Annotated in this window: 18 protein-coding genes; 10 read left to right on the top strand and 8 right to left on the bottom strand. The window is 66.9% G+C overall.

Annotation, left to right across the window (positions count from 1 at the left end; genetic code table 11):
- Nucleotides 1–18: 18 nt before the first annotated feature.
- Nucleotides 19–1,653, bottom strand: coding sequence for a DUF5597 domain-containing protein (locus GRI99_RS00550; RefSeq protein ID WP_160770071.1), 1,635 nt, complete (start codon nt 1,651–1,653; stop codon nt 19–21).
- A gap of 203 nt (nt 1,654–1,856) precedes the next feature.
- Between GRI99_RS00550 and rplK the strand changes: the two genes are divergently transcribed.
- From rplK to GRI99_RS00580, 6 genes are all read left to right on the top strand, one after another.
- Nucleotides 1,857–2,288 (top strand): 50S ribosomal protein L11, encoded by a 432-nt coding sequence (gene rplK, locus GRI99_RS00555; protein ID WP_160770072.1) that lies wholly within the window; start codon nt 1,857–1,859, stop codon nt 2,286–2,288.
- Between the two features lie 4 nt (nt 2,289–2,292).
- Nucleotides 2,293–2,985, top strand: a complete 693-nt coding sequence (gene rplA / locus GRI99_RS00560) for a 50S ribosomal protein L1 (protein ID WP_160770073.1) — start codon at nt 2,293–2,295, stop codon at nt 2,983–2,985.
- A 228-nt stretch (nt 2,986–3,213) separates the two neighbouring features.
- Nucleotides 3,214–4,281 carry a sensor histidine kinase gene (locus GRI99_RS00565; protein ID WP_160770074.1) on the top strand — a complete coding sequence of 356 codons (1,068 nt, stop codon included), beginning with the start codon at nt 3,214–3,216 and terminating at the stop codon, nt 4,279–4,281.
- Between the two features lie 65 nt (nt 4,282–4,346).
- Nucleotides 4,347–4,862 carry a hypothetical protein gene (locus tag GRI99_RS00570; RefSeq protein WP_160770075.1) on the top strand — a complete coding sequence of 172 codons (516 nt, stop codon included), beginning with the start codon at nt 4,347–4,349 and terminating at the stop codon, nt 4,860–4,862.
- Between the two features lie 85 nt (nt 4,863–4,947).
- A complete protein-coding gene (gene sthA / locus GRI99_RS00575; protein WP_160770076.1) occupies nt 4,948–6,417 on the top strand; it encodes a Si-specific NAD(P)(+) transhydrogenase in 1,470 nt (489 codons plus the stop codon).
- Nucleotides 6,418–6,476: 59 nt separating this feature from the next.
- Nucleotides 6,477–6,665, top strand: coding sequence for a hypothetical protein (locus GRI99_RS00580; RefSeq protein WP_160770077.1), 189 nt, complete (start codon nt 6,477–6,479; stop codon nt 6,663–6,665).
- Here the strand turns inward: GRI99_RS00580 and GRI99_RS00585 are convergent.
- Nucleotides 6,662–7,423, bottom strand: coding sequence for a competence/damage-inducible protein A (locus tag GRI99_RS00585; protein WP_160770078.1), 762 nt, complete (start codon nt 7,421–7,423; stop codon nt 6,662–6,664). The genes GRI99_RS00580 and GRI99_RS00585 overlap by 4 nt on opposite strands.
- 9 nt (nt 7,424–7,432) lie before the next feature.
- The gene (locus GRI99_RS00590; RefSeq protein ID WP_160770079.1) at nt 7,433–8,920 is read right to left on the bottom strand and encodes a flavin-containing monooxygenase; all 1,488 of its coding nucleotides are present in this window, start codon (nt 8,918–8,920) and stop codon (nt 7,433–7,435) included.
- Nucleotides 8,921–8,967: 47 nt separating this feature from the next.
- Between GRI99_RS00590 and GRI99_RS00595 the strand changes: the two genes are divergently transcribed.
- Nucleotides 8,968–9,933 (top strand): magnesium and cobalt transport protein CorA, encoded by a 966-nt coding sequence (locus tag GRI99_RS00595; RefSeq protein WP_160770080.1) that lies wholly within the window; start codon nt 8,968–8,970, stop codon nt 9,931–9,933.
- Between the two features lie 45 nt (nt 9,934–9,978).
- Here the strand turns inward: GRI99_RS00595 and folD are convergent, their stop codons facing one another.
- Together folD and GRI99_RS00605 are read right to left on the bottom strand one after the other, a co-directional pair.
- Nucleotides 9,979–10,899 carry a bifunctional methylenetetrahydrofolate dehydrogenase/methenyltetrahydrofolate cyclohydrolase FolD gene (gene folD, locus GRI99_RS00600; protein ID WP_160770081.1) on the bottom strand — a complete coding sequence of 307 codons (921 nt, stop codon included), beginning with the start codon at nt 10,897–10,899 and terminating at the stop codon, nt 9,979–9,981.
- A gap of 1 nt (nt 10,900) precedes the next feature.
- A complete protein-coding gene (locus GRI99_RS00605) occupies nt 10,901–11,773 on the bottom strand; it encodes a methylenetetrahydrofolate reductase (protein ID WP_160770082.1) in 873 nt (290 codons plus the stop codon).
- A gap of 158 nt (nt 11,774–11,931) precedes the next feature.
- Here GRI99_RS00605 and GRI99_RS00610 point away from each other — a divergent pair, with 158 nt between their 5' ends.
- From GRI99_RS00610 to GRI99_RS00620, 3 genes are all read left to right on the top strand, one after another.
- Complete coding sequence (locus tag GRI99_RS00610; protein WP_237438050.1) at nt 11,932–12,633, top strand: alpha/beta fold hydrolase; 702 nt, start codon at nt 11,932–11,934, stop codon at nt 12,631–12,633.
- A gap of 49 nt (nt 12,634–12,682) precedes the next feature.
- On the top strand, nt 12,683–14,104 hold the full coding sequence (gene desA / locus GRI99_RS00615; RefSeq protein ID WP_160770084.1) for a syringate O-demethylase: 1,422 nt from the start codon (nt 12,683–12,685) through the stop codon (nt 14,102–14,104).
- Nucleotides 14,105–14,230: 126 nt separating this feature from the next.
- Nucleotides 14,231–15,007: a hypothetical protein gene (locus tag GRI99_RS00620; RefSeq protein WP_160770085.1), complete on the top strand. Its 777-nt coding sequence runs from the start codon at nt 14,231–14,233 to the stop codon at nt 15,005–15,007.
- Nucleotides 15,008–15,010: 3 nt separating this feature from the next.
- Here the strand turns inward: GRI99_RS00620 and GRI99_RS00625 are convergent, their stop codons facing one another.
- From GRI99_RS00625 to GRI99_RS00635, 3 genes are all read right to left on the bottom strand, one after another.
- Nucleotides 15,011–15,796 carry an IclR family transcriptional regulator gene (locus GRI99_RS00625; RefSeq protein ID WP_160770086.1) on the bottom strand — a complete coding sequence of 262 codons (786 nt, stop codon included), beginning with the start codon at nt 15,794–15,796 and terminating at the stop codon, nt 15,011–15,013.
- A 4-nt stretch (nt 15,797–15,800) separates the two neighbouring features.
- Entirely contained in the window at nt 15,801–16,937 is a 1,137-nt protein-coding gene (locus GRI99_RS00630) for a uroporphyrinogen decarboxylase/cobalamine-independent methonine synthase family protein (protein WP_160770087.1), read from the bottom strand.
- Between the two features lie 83 nt (nt 16,938–17,020).
- Nucleotides 17,021–17,416 (bottom strand): nuclear transport factor 2 family protein, encoded by a 396-nt coding sequence (locus tag GRI99_RS00635; RefSeq protein ID WP_160770088.1) that lies wholly within the window; start codon nt 17,414–17,416, stop codon nt 17,021–17,023.
- Between the last annotated feature and the right edge of the window lie 51 nt (nt 17,417–17,467).

Here is a 17,467-nt window from a genome sequence, read left to right on the forward strand (position 1 = left end):
CTGGGGCGCAGCGGCCACTCAGCGGTAGCTGTCCATCGTGATCCGCAGCCAGACCGGCTCCGGCCCGAAGCTGAAGCCGTAATCGATCTGGTCGCCGTTCCAGCGGCGGCGCATCACCCATTGGCCATCGATGAAGGTGCCTTCCTGCGCCTCGATCACCTGCGGGCTTTCTCCGGGTGCGGGGTTGGCCAGCGACAGGCGCAGGCGCACGTTCTGGCCGCCGACCAGGAAGGTGTCGGCATCCAGTTGCGCGGCCACCAGCCCGCCGGTGGGCACGTCCGCCAGCGGGTGCGGGTCACGCGGGATCCAGGTCCAGTCGTCCTCGCCGAAGGCCCAGCGACCATAGGCGGCGGTCAGCCTCCAGCGGCCCATCGTGGTTGACTGGTCGGAGCCGTCGTTGCCCCGCGCCGTGCCCCACAGCGGGCGCTCCCCCGCGATCAGGGGCCAGCCACTCATGGCACTGCCCAGCAGGCGATAGGGGGCGGCGAAGGCGCCCAGCACGCCCTCATCCAGCGCCTTGGCCCCCAGCGGGTAGTTGACGTAAGCAGTGCCATCCATGCCGAAGGGCGCATAGAGCAGCGCCCCGCGCCCGAAGGCTGACCACGCGAAGCGCGCGTATTCCGCCGCATTGCCGATCTCTGGCACCACCAGCGGGCCGTGCGCGGCATAGCGGTCCAGGAAGCGTTCCACGGCTGCGGCATCGCGGGTGTAGATGTCCGGGCCGATGGCCCCGAGCGAGGGCGCGGCGGCGCGCCACACCGGCAGCACGTTCCAGTTGGGCCCGCCCGATGGCCCCACCTCACCGCCCTCGTCGGTGAAGGCATTGCCCAGCGCGGCATTGGCGATCATCGGCAGGTCCAGCTCGGCCTGCCCGGCGCGGGCGACATGCTCGATATAGCGGGCGACATGCCAGGACATGAAAAACTGCTCGGCGCGCGGGCCGAAAGCCTGCTCCCACGTGCGGCGCGGAACGGCCAGGGCGCGCGCCAGCTCCTGCGGGATCAGGTCGGCGAACAGCGCCTGCGCGTGAGCCGAATGGTCGCGCGCCAGGCCCCAGCTACCCGCCTCGTTCTCCACCTGCACCATGATCACGGTGCGTTGCGGATCGGCCTGCCGCAGATGCCGCATCAGCGCGGCAAAGGCGCGGGCATCGGCCGCCAGCGTCTGCTCCCCGTGCGGGCTGAGCGTTTCGTGCGCCCGCCCGTCCGGATGGCGCATGCGGGGGAAGCGCAGGCCATCGCGCTTGACCCATGCAGGGGTATAGCTGAGCCCGGTGTTCTTCCAGGTGCCGTACCACAGCAGCACCAGCCGCAGGTCGTTCTCGCGCGCGCCGGCCAGCATGGCATCGACAGCGCCGAAGTCGAACCGCCCCTCCACCGGCTCCACCTGTTCCCAGCCCACCGGCAGCATCACGGTATTCGCGCCAAGCTGACGCGCCACCGGCCAGACCTGCGGCAGCACGGCGGGATAGCCGGAAGAGTTGTGCGCCTGCACCGCCAGGGCAATGAACGGCTGCCCGTCCACCAGCAGCATGGGCCGCTGCGGGCCATCGACGATTCGCGGCAATGGCGTGAGTGGGGGCACCTGCGCCGGGGCAGCAGGGCCGGCCAGCAGCAGGACCAGGGCCAGCCAGCAAGCCAGAATCCTGCCCATCACCCATCCCCTCGCCGCAATGTTTGCGCTACCATGCCCGTGCGCGGCGCGTTTGCAAGCTTGCCTTTGCCGCCCCTTTCGACTAGGCGCGCGCCTTCCCTTCACGGGGAATCCCTGCGGGAGGGGCGTTGAGCCCCGTCATCACCGCTTACCGGGGGCCTGTCTGGAAGCAGCCGGCCCGTTGAGAAAAAGGAGTTGGCCCCATGGCCAAGAAGATCGAAGGTTACATCAACCTGCAGGTGCCCGCGGGCTCTGCAACCCCCTCCCCGCCGATCGGCCCGGCCCTGGGCCAGCGCGGCGTGAACATCATGGAATTCTGCAAGGCCTTCAACGCTGCCACCAGCGAGATGGAAAAGGGCATGCCGATTCCGGTGAAGATCACCGTTTATGCGGACCGCAGCTTCACCTTCATCACCAAGACCCCGCCCGCCAGCTACCTGCTGAAGAAGGCCGCCGGCCTGAAGAGCGGTTCGAAGGAGCCGAGCAAGGTTGTCGCCGGCAAGGTGACCCGCGCCCAGGTGCGCGAGATCGCCGAAACCAAGATGGCGAACCTGAACGCGAACGATATCGACCAGGCCATGAAGATCATCGAGGGCACCGCCCGTTCGATGGGCCTCGACGTGGTGGAGGGCTGAGATCATGGCCAAGCAGACCAAGAAGCAGAAGACCCTCGCCAACCTCGACCGCGAGAAGCTGTACACCGTGAGCGAGGCCCTGGCTACGCTGCGCCAGTACGCATCCAAGTTCGACGAAACCGTTGAGGTCGCGATGAACCTGGGCGTCGATCCGCGTCACGCCGACCAGATGGTGCGCGGCATGGTGTCGCTGCCCAGCGGCACCGGCAAGGACGTGCGCGTGGCCGTGTTCGCCCGCGGCGACAACGCCCAGAAGGCGCTGGACGCCGGGGCCGACAAGGTTGGCGCCGAAGACCTGCTGGAAGACATGCAGAACGGCAACCTCAACTATGACCGCGTGATCGCCAGCCCGGACATGATGGGCGTGGTCGGTCGCCTGGGCAAGGTGCTGGGCCCCAAGGGCCTGATGCCGAACCCCAAGCTGGGCACCGTCACCCCCAACGTGGCCCAGGCCGTGAAGGACGCCAAGAGCGGCCAGGTGGAATTCCGCGTGGAGAAGATGGGCATCATCCACTCCGGCATCGGCAAGCTGAGCTTCGACGACGCGGCGCTGGCCGCCAACTTCAAGGCGCTGACCAGCGCCGTGGTGAAGTCCAAGCCCTCGGGCGCCAAGGGCAAGTACGTCAAGAAAGTGACCCTCACCTCCTCGATGGGCCCGGGCCTGAAGCTGGACCTGGCCGAGGTGGAAGGCGCCTAAGCGCACCTTCCTTCGGGACTAGAGACAAGGAGGCCGGCGGGGGTGACCCTGCCGGCCTTTTTCTTATGGACCCGCTGACCGAAGGAATTGGGCCCCTGGTAGCAACCTGTGGTAGGCCAACTGGCAGGGCTTGCTGGCGAATCGCTTCACCGCGAGACAGCACCAAGCCCGGAAAGCCTGGATCATGCGCAGCGCGTGCATGGCCGGCCTGCCCGAAAAGGGGCAACTATGACCACTCCCTCACCGGTGAGCGATCCGATCAGCAACCTCGCCAAGGCGATGGTGGTGAATTCCGATACGCCACTGATCATGCTGGACGAAAACCTGCTGATCATCGCCGCCAGCATCTCCTTCTGCCGCGCCTTCGGGCTTGATTGTGCGGTGCTGCCGGGCACGCCCATCCTGAAGATGGGACACGGCGAATGGGACATCCAGCGGCTGAAATCCCTGCTTTACGCCACCGGCCGGGGCGGGGCGAAGATCGAAAAATACGAGCTGACGCTGCCCGATCCCCGCGGCCAAGACCGGCATCTCCAGCTTTCGGCGCACCGGCTGGATTACCCGGGCTCGCCCAGCATCTTCCTGCTGCTGACCGTGGTGGACGCCACCGAGGCCTTCGCTTTCCGCAAGGAAAAGGAGCAGTTGATCGCGCACAACGTGATGCTGATGCAGGAGCTGCAGCACCGGGTTGCCAACAGCCTGCAGATCATTGCCTCGGTGCTGATGCAATCGGCCCGCCGGGTCAGCAATGACGAGACCCGCTCACACCTGCAAATGGCCCAGAACCGTGTGCTGTCGATCGCCTCGATCCAGAAGCAGCTTGCCCTGTCCGGGTCGCAGGATGTCCACCTGCGCCCCTACCTGGAACAGCTGTGCCAGAGCATCGGCATTTCCATGATTGCCGATCACTCCATCCTGTCCATCCGGGTAGAAGCTGCCGACGTCAGCGTCAGTTCGGCAACGTCCGTCAGCCTGGGGCTGATCGTGACCGAACTGGTGATCAATTCGCTCAAGCACGCCTATCCTGTCGATCGGGGCGGAACGATCGTGGTCCGCTATTCGCAGGACGGGACCAAGTGGACGCTGGAGGTACGGGACGACGGCCTGGGAATGCCGAAAGTCAGCATGCCGGCGGCCGTTGCCGGGCTTGGCACCAGCATAGTCGAAGCCATTGCCCGCCAGCTTCAGGCCAGGATCACCATGGCTGATGCCGGTCCCGGCACACTGGTCACCATCCATCACGCTGGGGCCGACGGTACCGAAGCGGAGCAGATGCCGCTGATCGACGCGGTCTGAAACCGCCGCCGACACGCGGACAAGGCCCTTTCCTACACCCCAATCCCCCGTCCATACCCATCGGCATGACCCGCCCCGCACCCTTGCCCTACGCCCGCGTGCCGCCCTTCACGCCTGTGCCTACCCGCCCCCGCGCCGATGGCTGGACGCCACTCCGCCAGGCCGAGTTTATCGGAATGCTGGCCCAGACCGGATCGGTTTCCAAAGCCGCCGCCTTTGTCGGCATGGCGCGGGAGACGGCTTATCGACTGCGGGCCAAGCCCGGCGCTGACAGCTTCATCGCTGCTTGGGATGCCGCCTTGCGGGTGGCGGGCGTACGCCGCGCGCCACCCGGAACAGCACGCCCGCGAAAGGTCACACAGGCAGAGCCGTGGCGAGCCATGATCGGCACCCGCTGGCGTGTGGTGATCCGCAGCGGTCGCTATTGCGGCAGCGTGCAGGAAGCGCACAATTCCGCCGTTCTGGCCCACCTCAGGCAGATTGACCGCGCCGCGCGCGAGGGGCGGGCCGAGCTGCGTCGGGCGCTAAGGTCACAGCCGGCAAAAACCGTGTTTCGTGTTCCAGGTGGATCGGTCCGGTGACCCCTGCCCCGCCCCTCCGCAAGTCTACGCAGGCTTATGGTAGCCTGCCTGCACCCGTCCTTCCCGTGAAAGGGAGGCGTTGCAAATGGCACAGTATGACTTCGTGGTTCTGGGTTCCGGCCCTGCCGGGCGGCGGGCGGCGATCCAGGCGGCCAAGCTGGGCCGCAGCGTGCTGGTGGTGGACGATCGCAGCAAGGTGGGCGGCGTCTCGGTCCACACCGGCACGATCCCCAGCAAGACACTGCGCGAGACCGCGCTCAACCTCAGCGGCTGGCGCGAGCGGGGCTTCTACGGCCGGAGCTATCGCGCCAAGGCCGACCTGTGCAGCGACGACCTGCAGATGCGGATGCGCCGCACCTTCGAGCACGAAGTGGCCGTGCTGGAACACCAGTTCGCCCGCAACGGCGTGCACGTGATGGTGGGGCGTGGCCGCTTCGATGGCCCCGGCCGCGTGGTGGTGGAGCGCGAGGAGGACGGCCGCTGCTTCGAGCAGGTGGTGGCAGCGGACAAGGTGCTGATCGCGGTGGGCACCGCACCCTTCCGCCCGCCGCACATCCCGTTCAATGATGTGAACGTGTTCGACTCCGACAGCTTCATCGCCAAACCGCGCCTGCCGCGCAGCCTGACCGTGGTGGGCGGCGGCGTGATCGGGGTGGAATATGCCACCATCTTCGCCGCGCTGGACGTGCCGGTGACGCTGATCGACCCGCGCCCGAAACTGCTGGACTTCATTGATGACGAGATCGTGGCTCACCTGGTCCACCTGATGCGCGACAACGGCGTGGCCCTGCGGCTGGGCGGCATGGTCGATCGCATCCGCTTTGCCGCCAATGGCAACCCGGTGTGCATGCTGGAGGACGGGCGGCAGGTATCCTCCGAGATGGTGTTGCTGACCAGCGGGCGCTGCGGGGCGACCGCATCGCTCGACCTCGCCTCGGTGGGGCTGGAGGTGGACCGGCGCGGCTATCTGGAGGTGGACCGCACCAGCTTCCAGACCAGCGTGCCGGGCATTTATGCCGCAGGTGACGTGGTGGGCTTCCCGTGCCTGGCCAGCGTGTCGATGGAGCAGGGGCGGGCGGCGGCCTGCCATGCCTTCGGCGCCCCGGTGGTGGGGGAAGGCGCCAGCAACCCCTACGGCGTCTACTCGGTGCCCGAACTCAGCTCGGTCGGTATGACCGAGCAGAAGGTGCGCGAGGCCGGGATCGCCTATGAATGCGGCGTGGCGCGCTTCCGCGAAACCAGCCGGGGGCATATCATGGGCATGGACTATGGCGTGCTGAAGCTGATCTGCGAGGTGGGCAGCCGCCGCGTGCTGGGCGTGCACATCGTGGGCGAAGGGGCCAGCGAGCTGATCCACATCGGCCAGGCGGTGATCAACCTCTCCGGCACGGTGGACTACTTCGTGGACAACAGCTTCAACTATCCCACCCTGGCCGAAGGCTACAAGATCGCCGCGCTGGACGTGTGGAACCGGCTGCAGGCGCAAGCGGCGCAGGTGGTGGAGCTGCCCGCCCCCGCCCGGCAGCGCGCGCGGCGGAAGGCAGGGCGGGCATAACCGGATGTTAACCCCGATCCGACACATTCTCTCCATCGGGCAACCGGAGGCAGAGACGCGTGTCGAAAACCACCTTTGGCATCTTCCTGGCCGCTATCGCCTTGCTGATGGCGGCGCTGCTGGTGAACAACACCTTCATCGCCGGGGGCAGCGGCCTGGTGCTGCTGGTGGCGGTGATCTACGCCTATGTGGTCACCCGCCGCGACGAGGAGCGCGCGGCCGCTTCGGGCGAGACTGCCCGGGGCTAGATGCCGCCGGGGGTGTATTCCAGCCCCAGCCCGTCAAGTCCGGCGCACAGCGCCGCCATGCAGGCCTCCAGCTCCGCCCGGTCGGTGGAGCGGACCACGAAGTTGGCCCCCGTGCGACCTTCGCGGAAGAACGGGTAGCTGCCGATCTGGCAGCTTTCGTGCGCCTTCTCGGTCTGGCGCAACAGGTCGGCCACCTCGCTCTCCTTGATCCACCCGCCCACGGTTTCGCTGAGCACGGGCAGCCCGCCTTCCAGCTTGCCGGTAAGGCTGGCCAGCATCTGCGCGGTGATGCTGGGCACGCCGGCCATCATGAACACGTTGCCGTGGCGGATGCCGGGTGCGCCTGACATGGGGTTCTCGATCAGGTCCGCGCCTTCGGGCGTGCGGGCCATGCGCAGGCGGGCATCGGTCAGGCCGCCGTCCTTGTCCTTGTAATAGTGCTCCAGGATCGCCCGCGCCTGCGGGTGGACGATCACCGGCACGCTCAGCGCGGCGGCCACGGCATCCACGCTGATGTCATCGTGCGTGGGGCCGATGCCGCCGGTGGTGAACAGGTAGTCATAGCGGGTGCGCAGGGCGTTCACCGCCTCGACGATGGCATCCATGTCGTCGGCCACCACGCGCACCTCGGTCAGGCGGATGCCCTGCACCTGCAGCCAGCTGGCCACCTGGGCGATATTCCTGTCATGCGTGCGGCCGGAGAGGATCTCGTCCCCGATCACAAGCAGGGCGGCGCGATAGATGCGGGGGGCGGTCATGGCTGCCGGTTAGGCCAATTCGACAGTCTGCGCCACGGGACTTTGGTCCCCCTGCGCGGCAGCCGGGTTGGTAAAGCACAGCACCCCGTCAGCCACGGGACGGGTGCGGAAGTCGCGCTTGTCGGCCAGGTAATCGTGCAGCAGCGCCCAGGGGCGGGTTGCGGCGGTCTTGGGCATCATGCCGCGCGCGCGCTGCAGGTAGCCGCTGGTGTAGTCCCACGGCTCCACCGCTTGCGGCTCGTCCTCGGGGGCCAGCACCGGCACGGCGATGCGCGCGCCCACCGCGTCCATGTGCGCCTGCACCTCGGCGGCATAGCGCGCGTTGCAATCGGCCCGCAGGGTCCAGCTGGCGTTGAGGTAGCCGAACACCACCGACAGGTTGGGCACGTTCGAGAACATGGTCCCGCGATAGAAGAAGTGCTGCGTGAAATCGACCGGCACCCCGCCCAGGCTGATCGCCACCTTGCCCGCCAGCACCAGCCTGAGGCCGGTGGCGGTGATCACCACGTCTGCCGGCAGGTAGCCGCCCGAACCCAGCTTCACCCCACCCGCATCGAAGCCCGCCACGGTATCGGTGACGAGGTCCGCCTTGCCGCTGGTGACGGCGGCAAACAGGTCGCCATCGGGCACCAGGCAGAGGCGCTGCTGCCACGGGTTGTAGGGCGGTTCGAAATCGGCGGTGTAGCGATCTCCCAGGTGGTCCTTCAGCATCCCGCGCAGCATCTCGGCCAGCTTGCCGGGATTGGTTCGCGACAGGCGGAAGAAGTAGGTGCGCAGGGCGATGTTCTTCTGGCGGGTGAGCCAGTAGGCCCATTTTTCCGGCAGCCAGCGCTCGAACAGCTTGCCCCACCGGTCGCGCCGTGGCCCCGCCGCCATCCACGTGGGGGTGCGCTGGAGCATGGTGACGTGGGCGGCCTGCTCCGCCATCGCGGGCACGATGGTGACTGCGGTGGCCCCCGATCCCACCACCACTACGCGCTTGCCGGTCCAGTCGAACCCTTCGGGCCAGAACTGCGGGTGGATTACCTGTCCGCCGAAAGCGTCCAGCGATGGCAGCGCGGCATCGTGCGGGTTGTCGTAGTCATAGTAGCCGCTGGCGAAGTAGAGCCAGTTGCAGGTGTAAGTGCCGCCATCGCACGTAGTCACCGTCCACAGCGCGGCGCCTTCGTCCCAGTCGGCGCTGGTCACCTCCTGGCCAAACCGGATGCGCTGGCGGATGCCGCGTTCGTCGGCCACGCGGTTCAGGTATTCCAGGATCGCCGGCCCGTCGGCAATCGCATCCTCGTGCTTCCACGGCTCGAACACGAAGCCCAGCGTGTGCATGTCGCTGTCCGATCGCACGCCGGGATAGCGGAACAGGTCCCAGGTGCCGCCGATCTGGTGCCGCCGTTCCAGGATCAGGTAATCCCGGCCGGGGCAGATCATGCCCATGTGCGCTGCCATCGACAGGCCGGACAGCCCTGCGCCGATGATGATGGTGTCGGTATGTTCTCCCATGCCCGCAGGTTGCCAGCAGCCGCGCCGCATGTCACCAAGCTTCGCCTATGACCATCGTCGCCGCACGCCGTTACCGCCAGGGCCATCTGGTCGAAGCCGATGTCCTTGCCAGCGCCGACGAGGCAGGGCGGGGCGAGTTCGACTGGATCGGCCTGGTCGATCCCACGGTGGAGGAAATGGCCGAGCTGGCCGCGCGCTATCACCTGCACCCGCTGGCGGTGGAGGACGCGCTGATGGCGCGCCACCCGCCCAAGGCCGAAGCCTATACCGCGCAAAGCTTCGTGGTTGCCCGCACGGCGGCGCAAGGCCCGGGCGATACGGTTGCCTTCGGGCAGACCGCGATGTTCGTGGGCGAGCGGTTCCTGATTACCGTGCGCCAGGGCAGCGCGCGGACGCATGTGGACCTGCGCACCCAGCTTGAAGCCCAGCCCGACCGGTTGGCGGAAGGGCCGGACTTCGTGCTCCACGCGCTGCTCGATTTCATCGTGGCAGGCTATGATCCGCTGCTCGACCGGCTGGAGGAAACGGTGGGGCAGATGGAGGATGGCGCAGTCGAAAAGTTCCCCGACCAGGCGCGCATCCGCCGCATCTTCCGCCTGCGCCGCGTGCTGCGTCAGCTTGACGGCACGGCGGGCCGGATGGAGGAAATGACGCGCAAGCTGGCCGAGGTGGAACAGCCCGCCATCGATGCCCGCGCGCGCCCCTATTTCCGCGATGTCTACGACCATGCCCGGCGCGTGGTCAGCCGGGTGCGGGTCAACCTGGACGGCCTGGCCAATATCCTGGAGGTCGCCAGCCTGCTGGAACAGAGCCGCCAGGGCGCGATCACGCGGCAACTCGCGGCCTGGGCGGCGATCCTGGCCGTGCCCACGGCGATTGCCGGCATTTATGGCATGAACTTCGAATTCATGCCGGAGACCGACTGGCGCTATGGCTATTTCGTGGTGCTGGGGGCGATCGCGCTGGCTTGCGCGGGGCTGTTCGTGCGCTTCCGCCGGATCGGGTGGCTATAGCCACCTCTCCCCTCCCGCTTGCGGAAGGGGTCGAGGGTGGGCCAATCAGGCAAACATGCTGCGGTCGGGTGCGTCTTCGTAAAGGTCGTCCGCCGTAGCGGGCCTGGCCTGCAACGCCTTGGCTGCCTGCACGGTGTTGGCCATCAGGCAGGCGATGGTCATCGGACCCACGCCGCCCGGCACCGGAGTGATCGCCCCGGCGTGCTGGCAGTTGTCGAAATCGACATCGCCCAGCAGCTGCTCCTTGCCGGTCGCCTCGTCCAGCACGCGGGTGATGCCCACGTCGATGATGACGGCGCCGGGCTTCACCCAGTCACCCTTGACCAGCCGCGGCGCACCGGCGGCGGCGACGATGATATCGGCCTTGCGGCAGATGTCCGGCAGGCCCTGCGTGTAGATGTGGGTCACAGTCACCGTGCATTCGGCATCCAGCAGCAGATTGGCCACCGGCTTGCCGACGATGTTCGACTTGCCAATGACGACTGCGTCCTTGCCCTTGAAATCGTCGATCACGCTCTGCAGCAGGATCATCACGCCCAGCGGGGTGCACGGAACGATGCCGCCGGTGCCGGTGCTGAGGCGGCCGACGTTCACAGGGTGAAACCCGTCCACGTCCTTGTCCGGGCTGATCGAGCGCAGCACCAGCCGCGTGTCTATGTGCGCGGGCAGCGGTACCTGGCACAGGATGCCGTGGACCGTGGGATCGTTGTTGAGCTTCTCGATCAGCGCCAGCAGGTCGGCCTGGCTGGTATCGGCCGGCAGGCGGTGTTCGCTGCTGCTGATGCCGACCTTCTGGCACGCCTTGATCTTGCGGCGGACATAGACCTGGCTGGCCCCGTCCTCACCCACCAGGATCACGGTCAGACCGGGGCGGACCATGCCCGCCTCGATCATCTCGTCCACCTGCGCCTTGGTCTTCTCGTCAAGCGCGTTGGCAACCGCCTTGCCGTCGATCAGCTGGGCCATCTTACGAGTGCTTCTTGTCGTAGTCGTTGATCCACTCGGCCGAGGCAGTCAGCGCGCCGAACGGGTAGAGGTGCAGGCGCACGCGGCCGTGTTCGGCACCCAGCTTCTTGTCCAGGCTGTTGACCAGCTTGTCCGGGCCGGCGCTGCCGATGAGGTTGGTGAGCGAGATGCCGTACTTCTTCATCACGCTGGCCGAAGCACCCACGCCGCAGCGCTTGGCAAAGCCCAGCAGGCGCTTGATACCGGCCGGGCCGGGCACGCCCAGGCGCACCGGCACGTCGATGCCGCGGGCGCGCATTTCGGACAGCCACTGGACGATGGCGTCATCGTCAAAGGCGAACTGGGTTACGACCAGCGGCACCATGCCGTGGGCGCGGATCGCGGCCAGCTTCTTTTCCATCCACACCCACAGTTCGGCGGGGGTATTGTTGGGGTGGCCTTCCGGGTGGCCGCCCACGCCGACGATCTCGATCCCGTGCTTTTCGAGCAGGCCCGTCTCGATGATTTGCAGCGAATCGGAATAGGGGCCTTCCGGCTCCGGCGGGTCGCCGGCGATGATGAAGACGCGCTTCACCTGCGCCTTGGTGGTGATCTCGCCCAGGTACCAGTCAAGCTGTTCCTGCGACTCGATGCGGCGGGCCGAGAGGTGGACGATCGGCTCGAAGCCCAGCTCGCGCACCAGCACGGCGGCTTCGATCCGCTGGCTCAGTTCTTCACCCGGCAGGAAGGTGACGGCCACCTGGGTGCCCGGGCGGATCAGGTGCGCCGCTTCCTTCAGGCCCTCGATTTCCTTGGCGGTCATCTCCAGCGAATAGCCATCGACCATGTTGGCCGGGGCCTGTTCCCAGTTGGGGTGGATTGCGGCGTAGCTCATCGTCAAATCTCCTCTCGCCCGGTGCCCGTGGAGGCAGGCTTTCCGCTGCGGCCTTTAGGCCGATGCGCGGGCTTCACAAAGCCCCTAGCGCAAGGCCCTCAATTCGTATAGACGAAATTTTCACAAGAGCGAACAACGGCGAGAGTCCCTCCCTTTCCATGCTGATGCTGCTGCCAGGCCTGATCTGCGATGCGCGCATTTATGCGCCGCAGACGGCCGCGTTTGCGGATGCGGTGGCGGTGGATGGCTATGGAATGGCCGATTCGCTGGTCGACATGGCGCGAATCGCGCTGGCCCGGGCCGATGTCGCCGGGGCCGACAGGTTCGACCTCTTCGGCCATTCGATGGGCGGGCGCGTGGCGCTGGAAGTCTATCGCCTGGCCCCGCAGCGGGTGCGCCGCCTGGCGCTGGTTTCCACGGGCGTACATCCGGTGGGCCCCAACGAACCCGCCAGCCGCGCCGCATTGCAGGCCGTGGGCCATGAACAGGGTTTCGCGGCGCTGGTCGATCACTGGCTGAAGCCGATGGTGGCCCCCGCCAACCGCGAGGATCCGGCCATCTATCCGCCGATGGAAGCCATGTGCCTTGCCCAGGGCCAGGCCATGTTCGACGCGCAGATCAGGGCGCTGCTGGGCCGGCCCGAAGTGGCCGGTCTGGTGGCCACGATCACCTGCCCCACACTGGTGATGACGGGCGAGCTCGACACCTGGGCCAACCCCGACCAGCACCGCGCCATCGCCGAGCTGATACCCGATGCCGAACTGGTGATCGTGCCCGGCGCCGGACACATGATCCAGCTTGAAGCCCCCCAGGCCGTCAACGCCGCCATCGCCCGCTGGCGTGCCCGGCCTGCCGACTGATCCCATCAACCGCACTTGCCCCAACCCCTTTCAAGGAGAGGAAGTACCCATGACCACCCTGCAACAGAAGCTGGACAGCCAGTCCGACGTCGTCGATTTCCTGCGCAACCAGCAGGTCGGCCCCAATGTCTATCCGGGCGTTCCGGCTGAATACTCCAACTGGCGCAACGAACAGCGCGCCTGGGCCAAGAGCGCGGTGCTGTTCAACCAGTCCTACCACATGGTGGAACTGTACGTGCGTGGTCCGGAAGCCTTCCAGCTGCTGGAATACACCGCCATCAACAGCTTCAAGAACTTCACCGTCAACAAGGCCAAGCAGTACGTGCCGGTCACCCCGGACGGCTACGTGATCGGTGACGTGATCCTGTTCTACCTGGCCGAGAACGAGTTCAGCCTAGTCGGCCGCGCCCCCGCGATCGAGTGGGTGGAATTCCACGCCCAGTATCCCAAGCCCGACGGCAGCAAGTGGAACGTGACCGTGGAGCGCGACGAGCGCACCGCCAAGCGGACTGACGGCGTGCGCAAGAACTATCGCTTCCAGCTCCAGGGCCCGAACGCGATGAAGATCCTGTCGCAGGCCATGGGCACCGATGCCCCGGACCTGAAGTTCTTCAACATGGCCCACATCGACATCAACGGTGCCGACGTGATCGCGCTGCGCCACGGCATGGCCGGCCAGCCGGGCTATGAGCTGTTCGGCCCCTGGGCCGATTACCAGAAGGTCCACGCCGCGCTGGTGGAAGCCGGCAAGAACGACGGCCTGACCCTGGTGGGTGGCCGCGCCTATTCGTCCAACACCCTGGAATCGGGCTGGCTGCCCTCGCCGCTGCCCGCCTTCTTCACCGGCGACAGCCAGATGATGAAGGACTTCCGCGCCTGGGCCGGGGCCGACAGCTATGCCGGCACCTGCTCGATCGGCGGCAGCTACGTGCCCGACAGCATCGAGGGCTACTACCTGACCCCGTGGGACATCGGCTATGGCCACATCGTCAAGTTCGACCATGACTTCGTGGGCCGCGAAGCCCTGGAAAAGATGGCCGGCGAAACCCACAAGCAGAAGGTGACCCTGGCGCTCGACAACGAGGACATGCTGCGCGTGCTCTCCTCGATGTACGCCGAGGGCGACCGCGCCAAGTACTTCGAATTCCCCAGCGCCGTTTACGCCATGCACCCCTTCGACGAGGTGCGGAATGCTGACGGCAAGGTGATCGGCGTATCGACCTGGGTCGGCTACAGCTCGAACGAAGGCAAGATGCTGACCCTGGCCATGATCGATCCGGCCGAAGTGGAAATGGGCAAGGAAGTGAAGCTGGTGTGGGGCGAACCCAACGGCGGCACCACCAAGCCGACCGTGGAGCCGCACGTGCAGACCGAGATCAAGGCTGTCATCAGCCCGGTCCCGTACAGCAACGTGGCCCGCACCGCCTATGCCGATAGCTGGCGCGCCACCGGCGTCGGTGCCAACCGCTAAGCGGCACACAGTTACCCCGCGGGGGAGAGAGGAAGGGGTGGCCGGGCAACCGGTCACCCCTTTTTCGTGCCGCTTGCCGGGGGCCTTCGGCTTGCGTTCAGAATGGTTTGCGCAGATACCCCGCCCATGCCGCGCGCCATCCTGCCCCTGCTTCTTGGCGCCACCCTGCTGGCCGCCCCTGCCCTGGCGCAGGATACCCCCACCCCGGCTCCTGCCGAAGCAGCCAGCGCCGTGGCCTCGCCCCCGGCGGAGCTTGCCGGCAACTGGGACCTGCGGATCGACGGCACCACGATCTTCCGCTTCGCCATCGAGAAGACCGCCACCGGCGAATGGCGCGGGCGCTGGCAGCGGCCCGACAGCTTCAATTCCAACGGCAATGCCTTTGCCAACATGCGCGGGGGCGTGAAGTCCAGCGCCAGCATGGGGGGCAATGCCGTGTTCGAACTGGTGGAACTGGCCTTCGACGACCCGCGTCCGGGGGCCGTGCCCGATATCTTCCGCTTCCGGCTGGTGGGGCCGGACCAGGTGGACATGACCTATGTCGGCACCCAGCTTGCCCCCTATCGCCTGGTGCGTGCCGGGGCGGGCGAAGCCCTGGGCAACTGGGATGCCACGCGTATCTATCGCCGCCCGGTGCCCGGCACCGGGCCGACCGGTGGCCGCCCTGCGGCAGGCGAACCGGCCCCGGCCCCATCCGCTCCGCGCGCGGCCCAGCCCACGCCCGATGGGCGCATCATCCTGGGGCGGCAGGTGCCTTTCCTTGACCTCAGCCGCAGGCCCGCGCCCCCGGAGGAAGCACCAACGCAAGCACCGGACGAAGCACCCGCCAGCCCGCCCGCTCCGGCAACCGAGGCCCCGGAACCGGCGTCCCGAATCGGCGAGGATTTCCTCGAAGGGCTCTAGCCCCTAGCTGGCTTCCAGCAGGCCCGCCGTGCGGTCCAGCAGGTCGGCCACGCGGGCGTGCAGGTCATCTGTGAAGCGTACCTTGGGCACCGCCACCGATAGCGAGCCGACCGGCTCGCCGTTCATCAGCACCAGCCGGGCGATGCCCACGATGCCCAGCGAGAACTCCTCGTCCGTCATGGCATAGCCGGTCTTGCGCGCCTCGCGGATCTGGCGGCGCAGGGTCTTCTCGTCGGTCACCGTGCTGGGGGTGAACTTGCCGCGCTCGCTTTCGCGGAAATAGCGGTCCAGCTCGGCATCATCCAGCGCGCCCAGCAGGGCCTTGCCCGAAGCGAGCGCATGCATCGGCAGGCGGCGGCCCTGCGGCACCGAATAGCGCAGCGCCTGCTCGCTCGATTCGGTGACGATGGCTTCCACTTCCCACCCGTCGCGGATGAAGAAGCTGGTGGTCTCGTTTAACTGCACCCGCAAGGTCCGCACCAGCGGCGCGGCGCGGTCGGCCAGGGTGAAGCCGCGGTCGCTGGCCTGCAGGCGGGCAAGGCCCGGCCCGGCGGAATAGCGCCGCCCGTCACGCACCAGGTATTCACGCTCCACCAGGGTGGAAAGGAGGTAGGACAGGCTGGAGACGGGGATGCCCAGCGCGGTGGCAATCTCCTGCGCCACCAGCGCCCGGCCCGAAGCCACCACATACTCGATGATGTCGAGCGTGCGGGTGGCCGACTTGACCTGGCTCGACTGGCTTGGGCTGGACTGGTTCGCGCCCTGCGCCTGCTGGACCCCCTCGTTCATCCCGCTACCCTATCCGCGCATCGGCGATGTCGGCCCCGGCACGCAGGGCGGCCAGCTTCTTCCACGCCACGGCGGGATCGATCTTGCCATAGCCGGCAAAGGTGCCGAAGCCGCAGTCGCTGCTGGCGATCACCCGGCCCTTGCCGACAATGGCGGCAAACCGCTCGATCCGCTGGGCAATCAGTTCGGGCGTTTCCAGATAGTTCGAGCAGCTGTCGATGAAGCCGGGAGCCAGCACCTTGCCATCCAGCTTGCCGGCCTCGGCCGCATCGCGCCACACGATCCATTCGTGTTCGTGGCGCGGGTTGGCGTGCTCGAACAGGATCGTGGCGGGCCGGGCGGCGAGCACGATGTCGATGATCTTCTCCAGCGGAATGTCGAAATCGTGCGGGCCTTCGTAATTGCCCCAGCACACGTGCATCCGCATCTGTTCGGGGGCGATGCCCTGTGTCGCTTCATTCAGCGCATCCACGTTGGCGCGGATGGTGGCGAGGAACTGGTCCTCGGTCATGTCCTGGTAGCCGGTGTGGCGGCTCATCGCCAGGTCCGGGCAGTCGAACTGCACGGCGAACCCGGCCGCGGCAATCGCCTCGTATTCGGGGCGCATGGCGGTGACGAGGTCGGCCAGGTAGGCCTCGTGGCTGCGGTAGTACTGGTTGGGCTGGAAAGCGGTGATCAGGCCGGGCGAAGCGGTGTTGAGGAAGGCATCCACCCCGCCACCGTGCCGCTCCAGCGCCAGCTTGAACCGGCGCACATCGTCATGCAGCGGTTGCAGGTTGACCAGTTCCACCTTGCCGATGGCGCTGGCGCGGGTGAATTCCTGCGCGCCCATGATGTGGGCCAGCTTCTTTGCCAGGTCCGGCACGGCGGCCAGGTCCTGCGCGGGCTTGCGCGGGGTGTGCCCGCCAAAGCCGGAGAGCCGCTCGATGATGTAGGTGGAATAGCCGACCTTGCCCAGTTCGCCATCGGAGATGATCGAGACGCCGTTCTCCACCTGCCGGCGCACGCCTTCGTCCACCGCTTCCTGCACCACGCGGTCGAACTCGGCCTCGTCGTACGCCTCGCCCTTATCGCGGGCCAGCAGCAGCGGCACCAGCTCGGGACCGCGCGGAAGGCTGCCGACGTGGGTGGTATGGATCACTGGAAATACGCCCCTCTGAAATGGTCTCGGCCATCTTTCATGTATGCGAAACTAGCGCAAGCATGAAAAAACGGGACGTTCTGTCAGGGCACCAGCGCGCAGCCCACGCTGGCGATCTTGCCGTTCTCCAGGTGATAGTGGATGTACTGCCGCATCTGTTGCACCTGGCCTTTGGCGATGGGGAAGAACTGCTCCATCCCGTTGGCGTCCAGCACCTCGCGCGTCAGGTCGGCAAAGGCCTCGATCCGCACGATCCCTTCCACCGCCGTCAGCTCGTCAGACCCGGCAAAGCGCTCCACGGTCACCGTCTCGGTCACGTAGGAATGGAGGAAGCCATAGAACGCCTTCAACTGCTCGCGCGTGGTGATCTCGATCCCGAAGAAGGCCATGCGCGGATTGTCGGCATAGAAATCGAACACGGTATCGTAATCGCGCGCGTTGAAAGCGGCGACATAGCGGTCATAATCTTCGCGGGTCATTTGCTGCGGCCCTCCCTTGCGGATAATCCTAACGATCGTTAGCATGGTGGC

Source organism: Alteraurantiacibacter buctensis (assembly GCF_009827655.1).
GTDB classification, from domain to species: domain Bacteria; phylum Pseudomonadota; class Alphaproteobacteria; order Sphingomonadales; family Sphingomonadaceae; genus Alteraurantiacibacter; species Alteraurantiacibacter buctensis.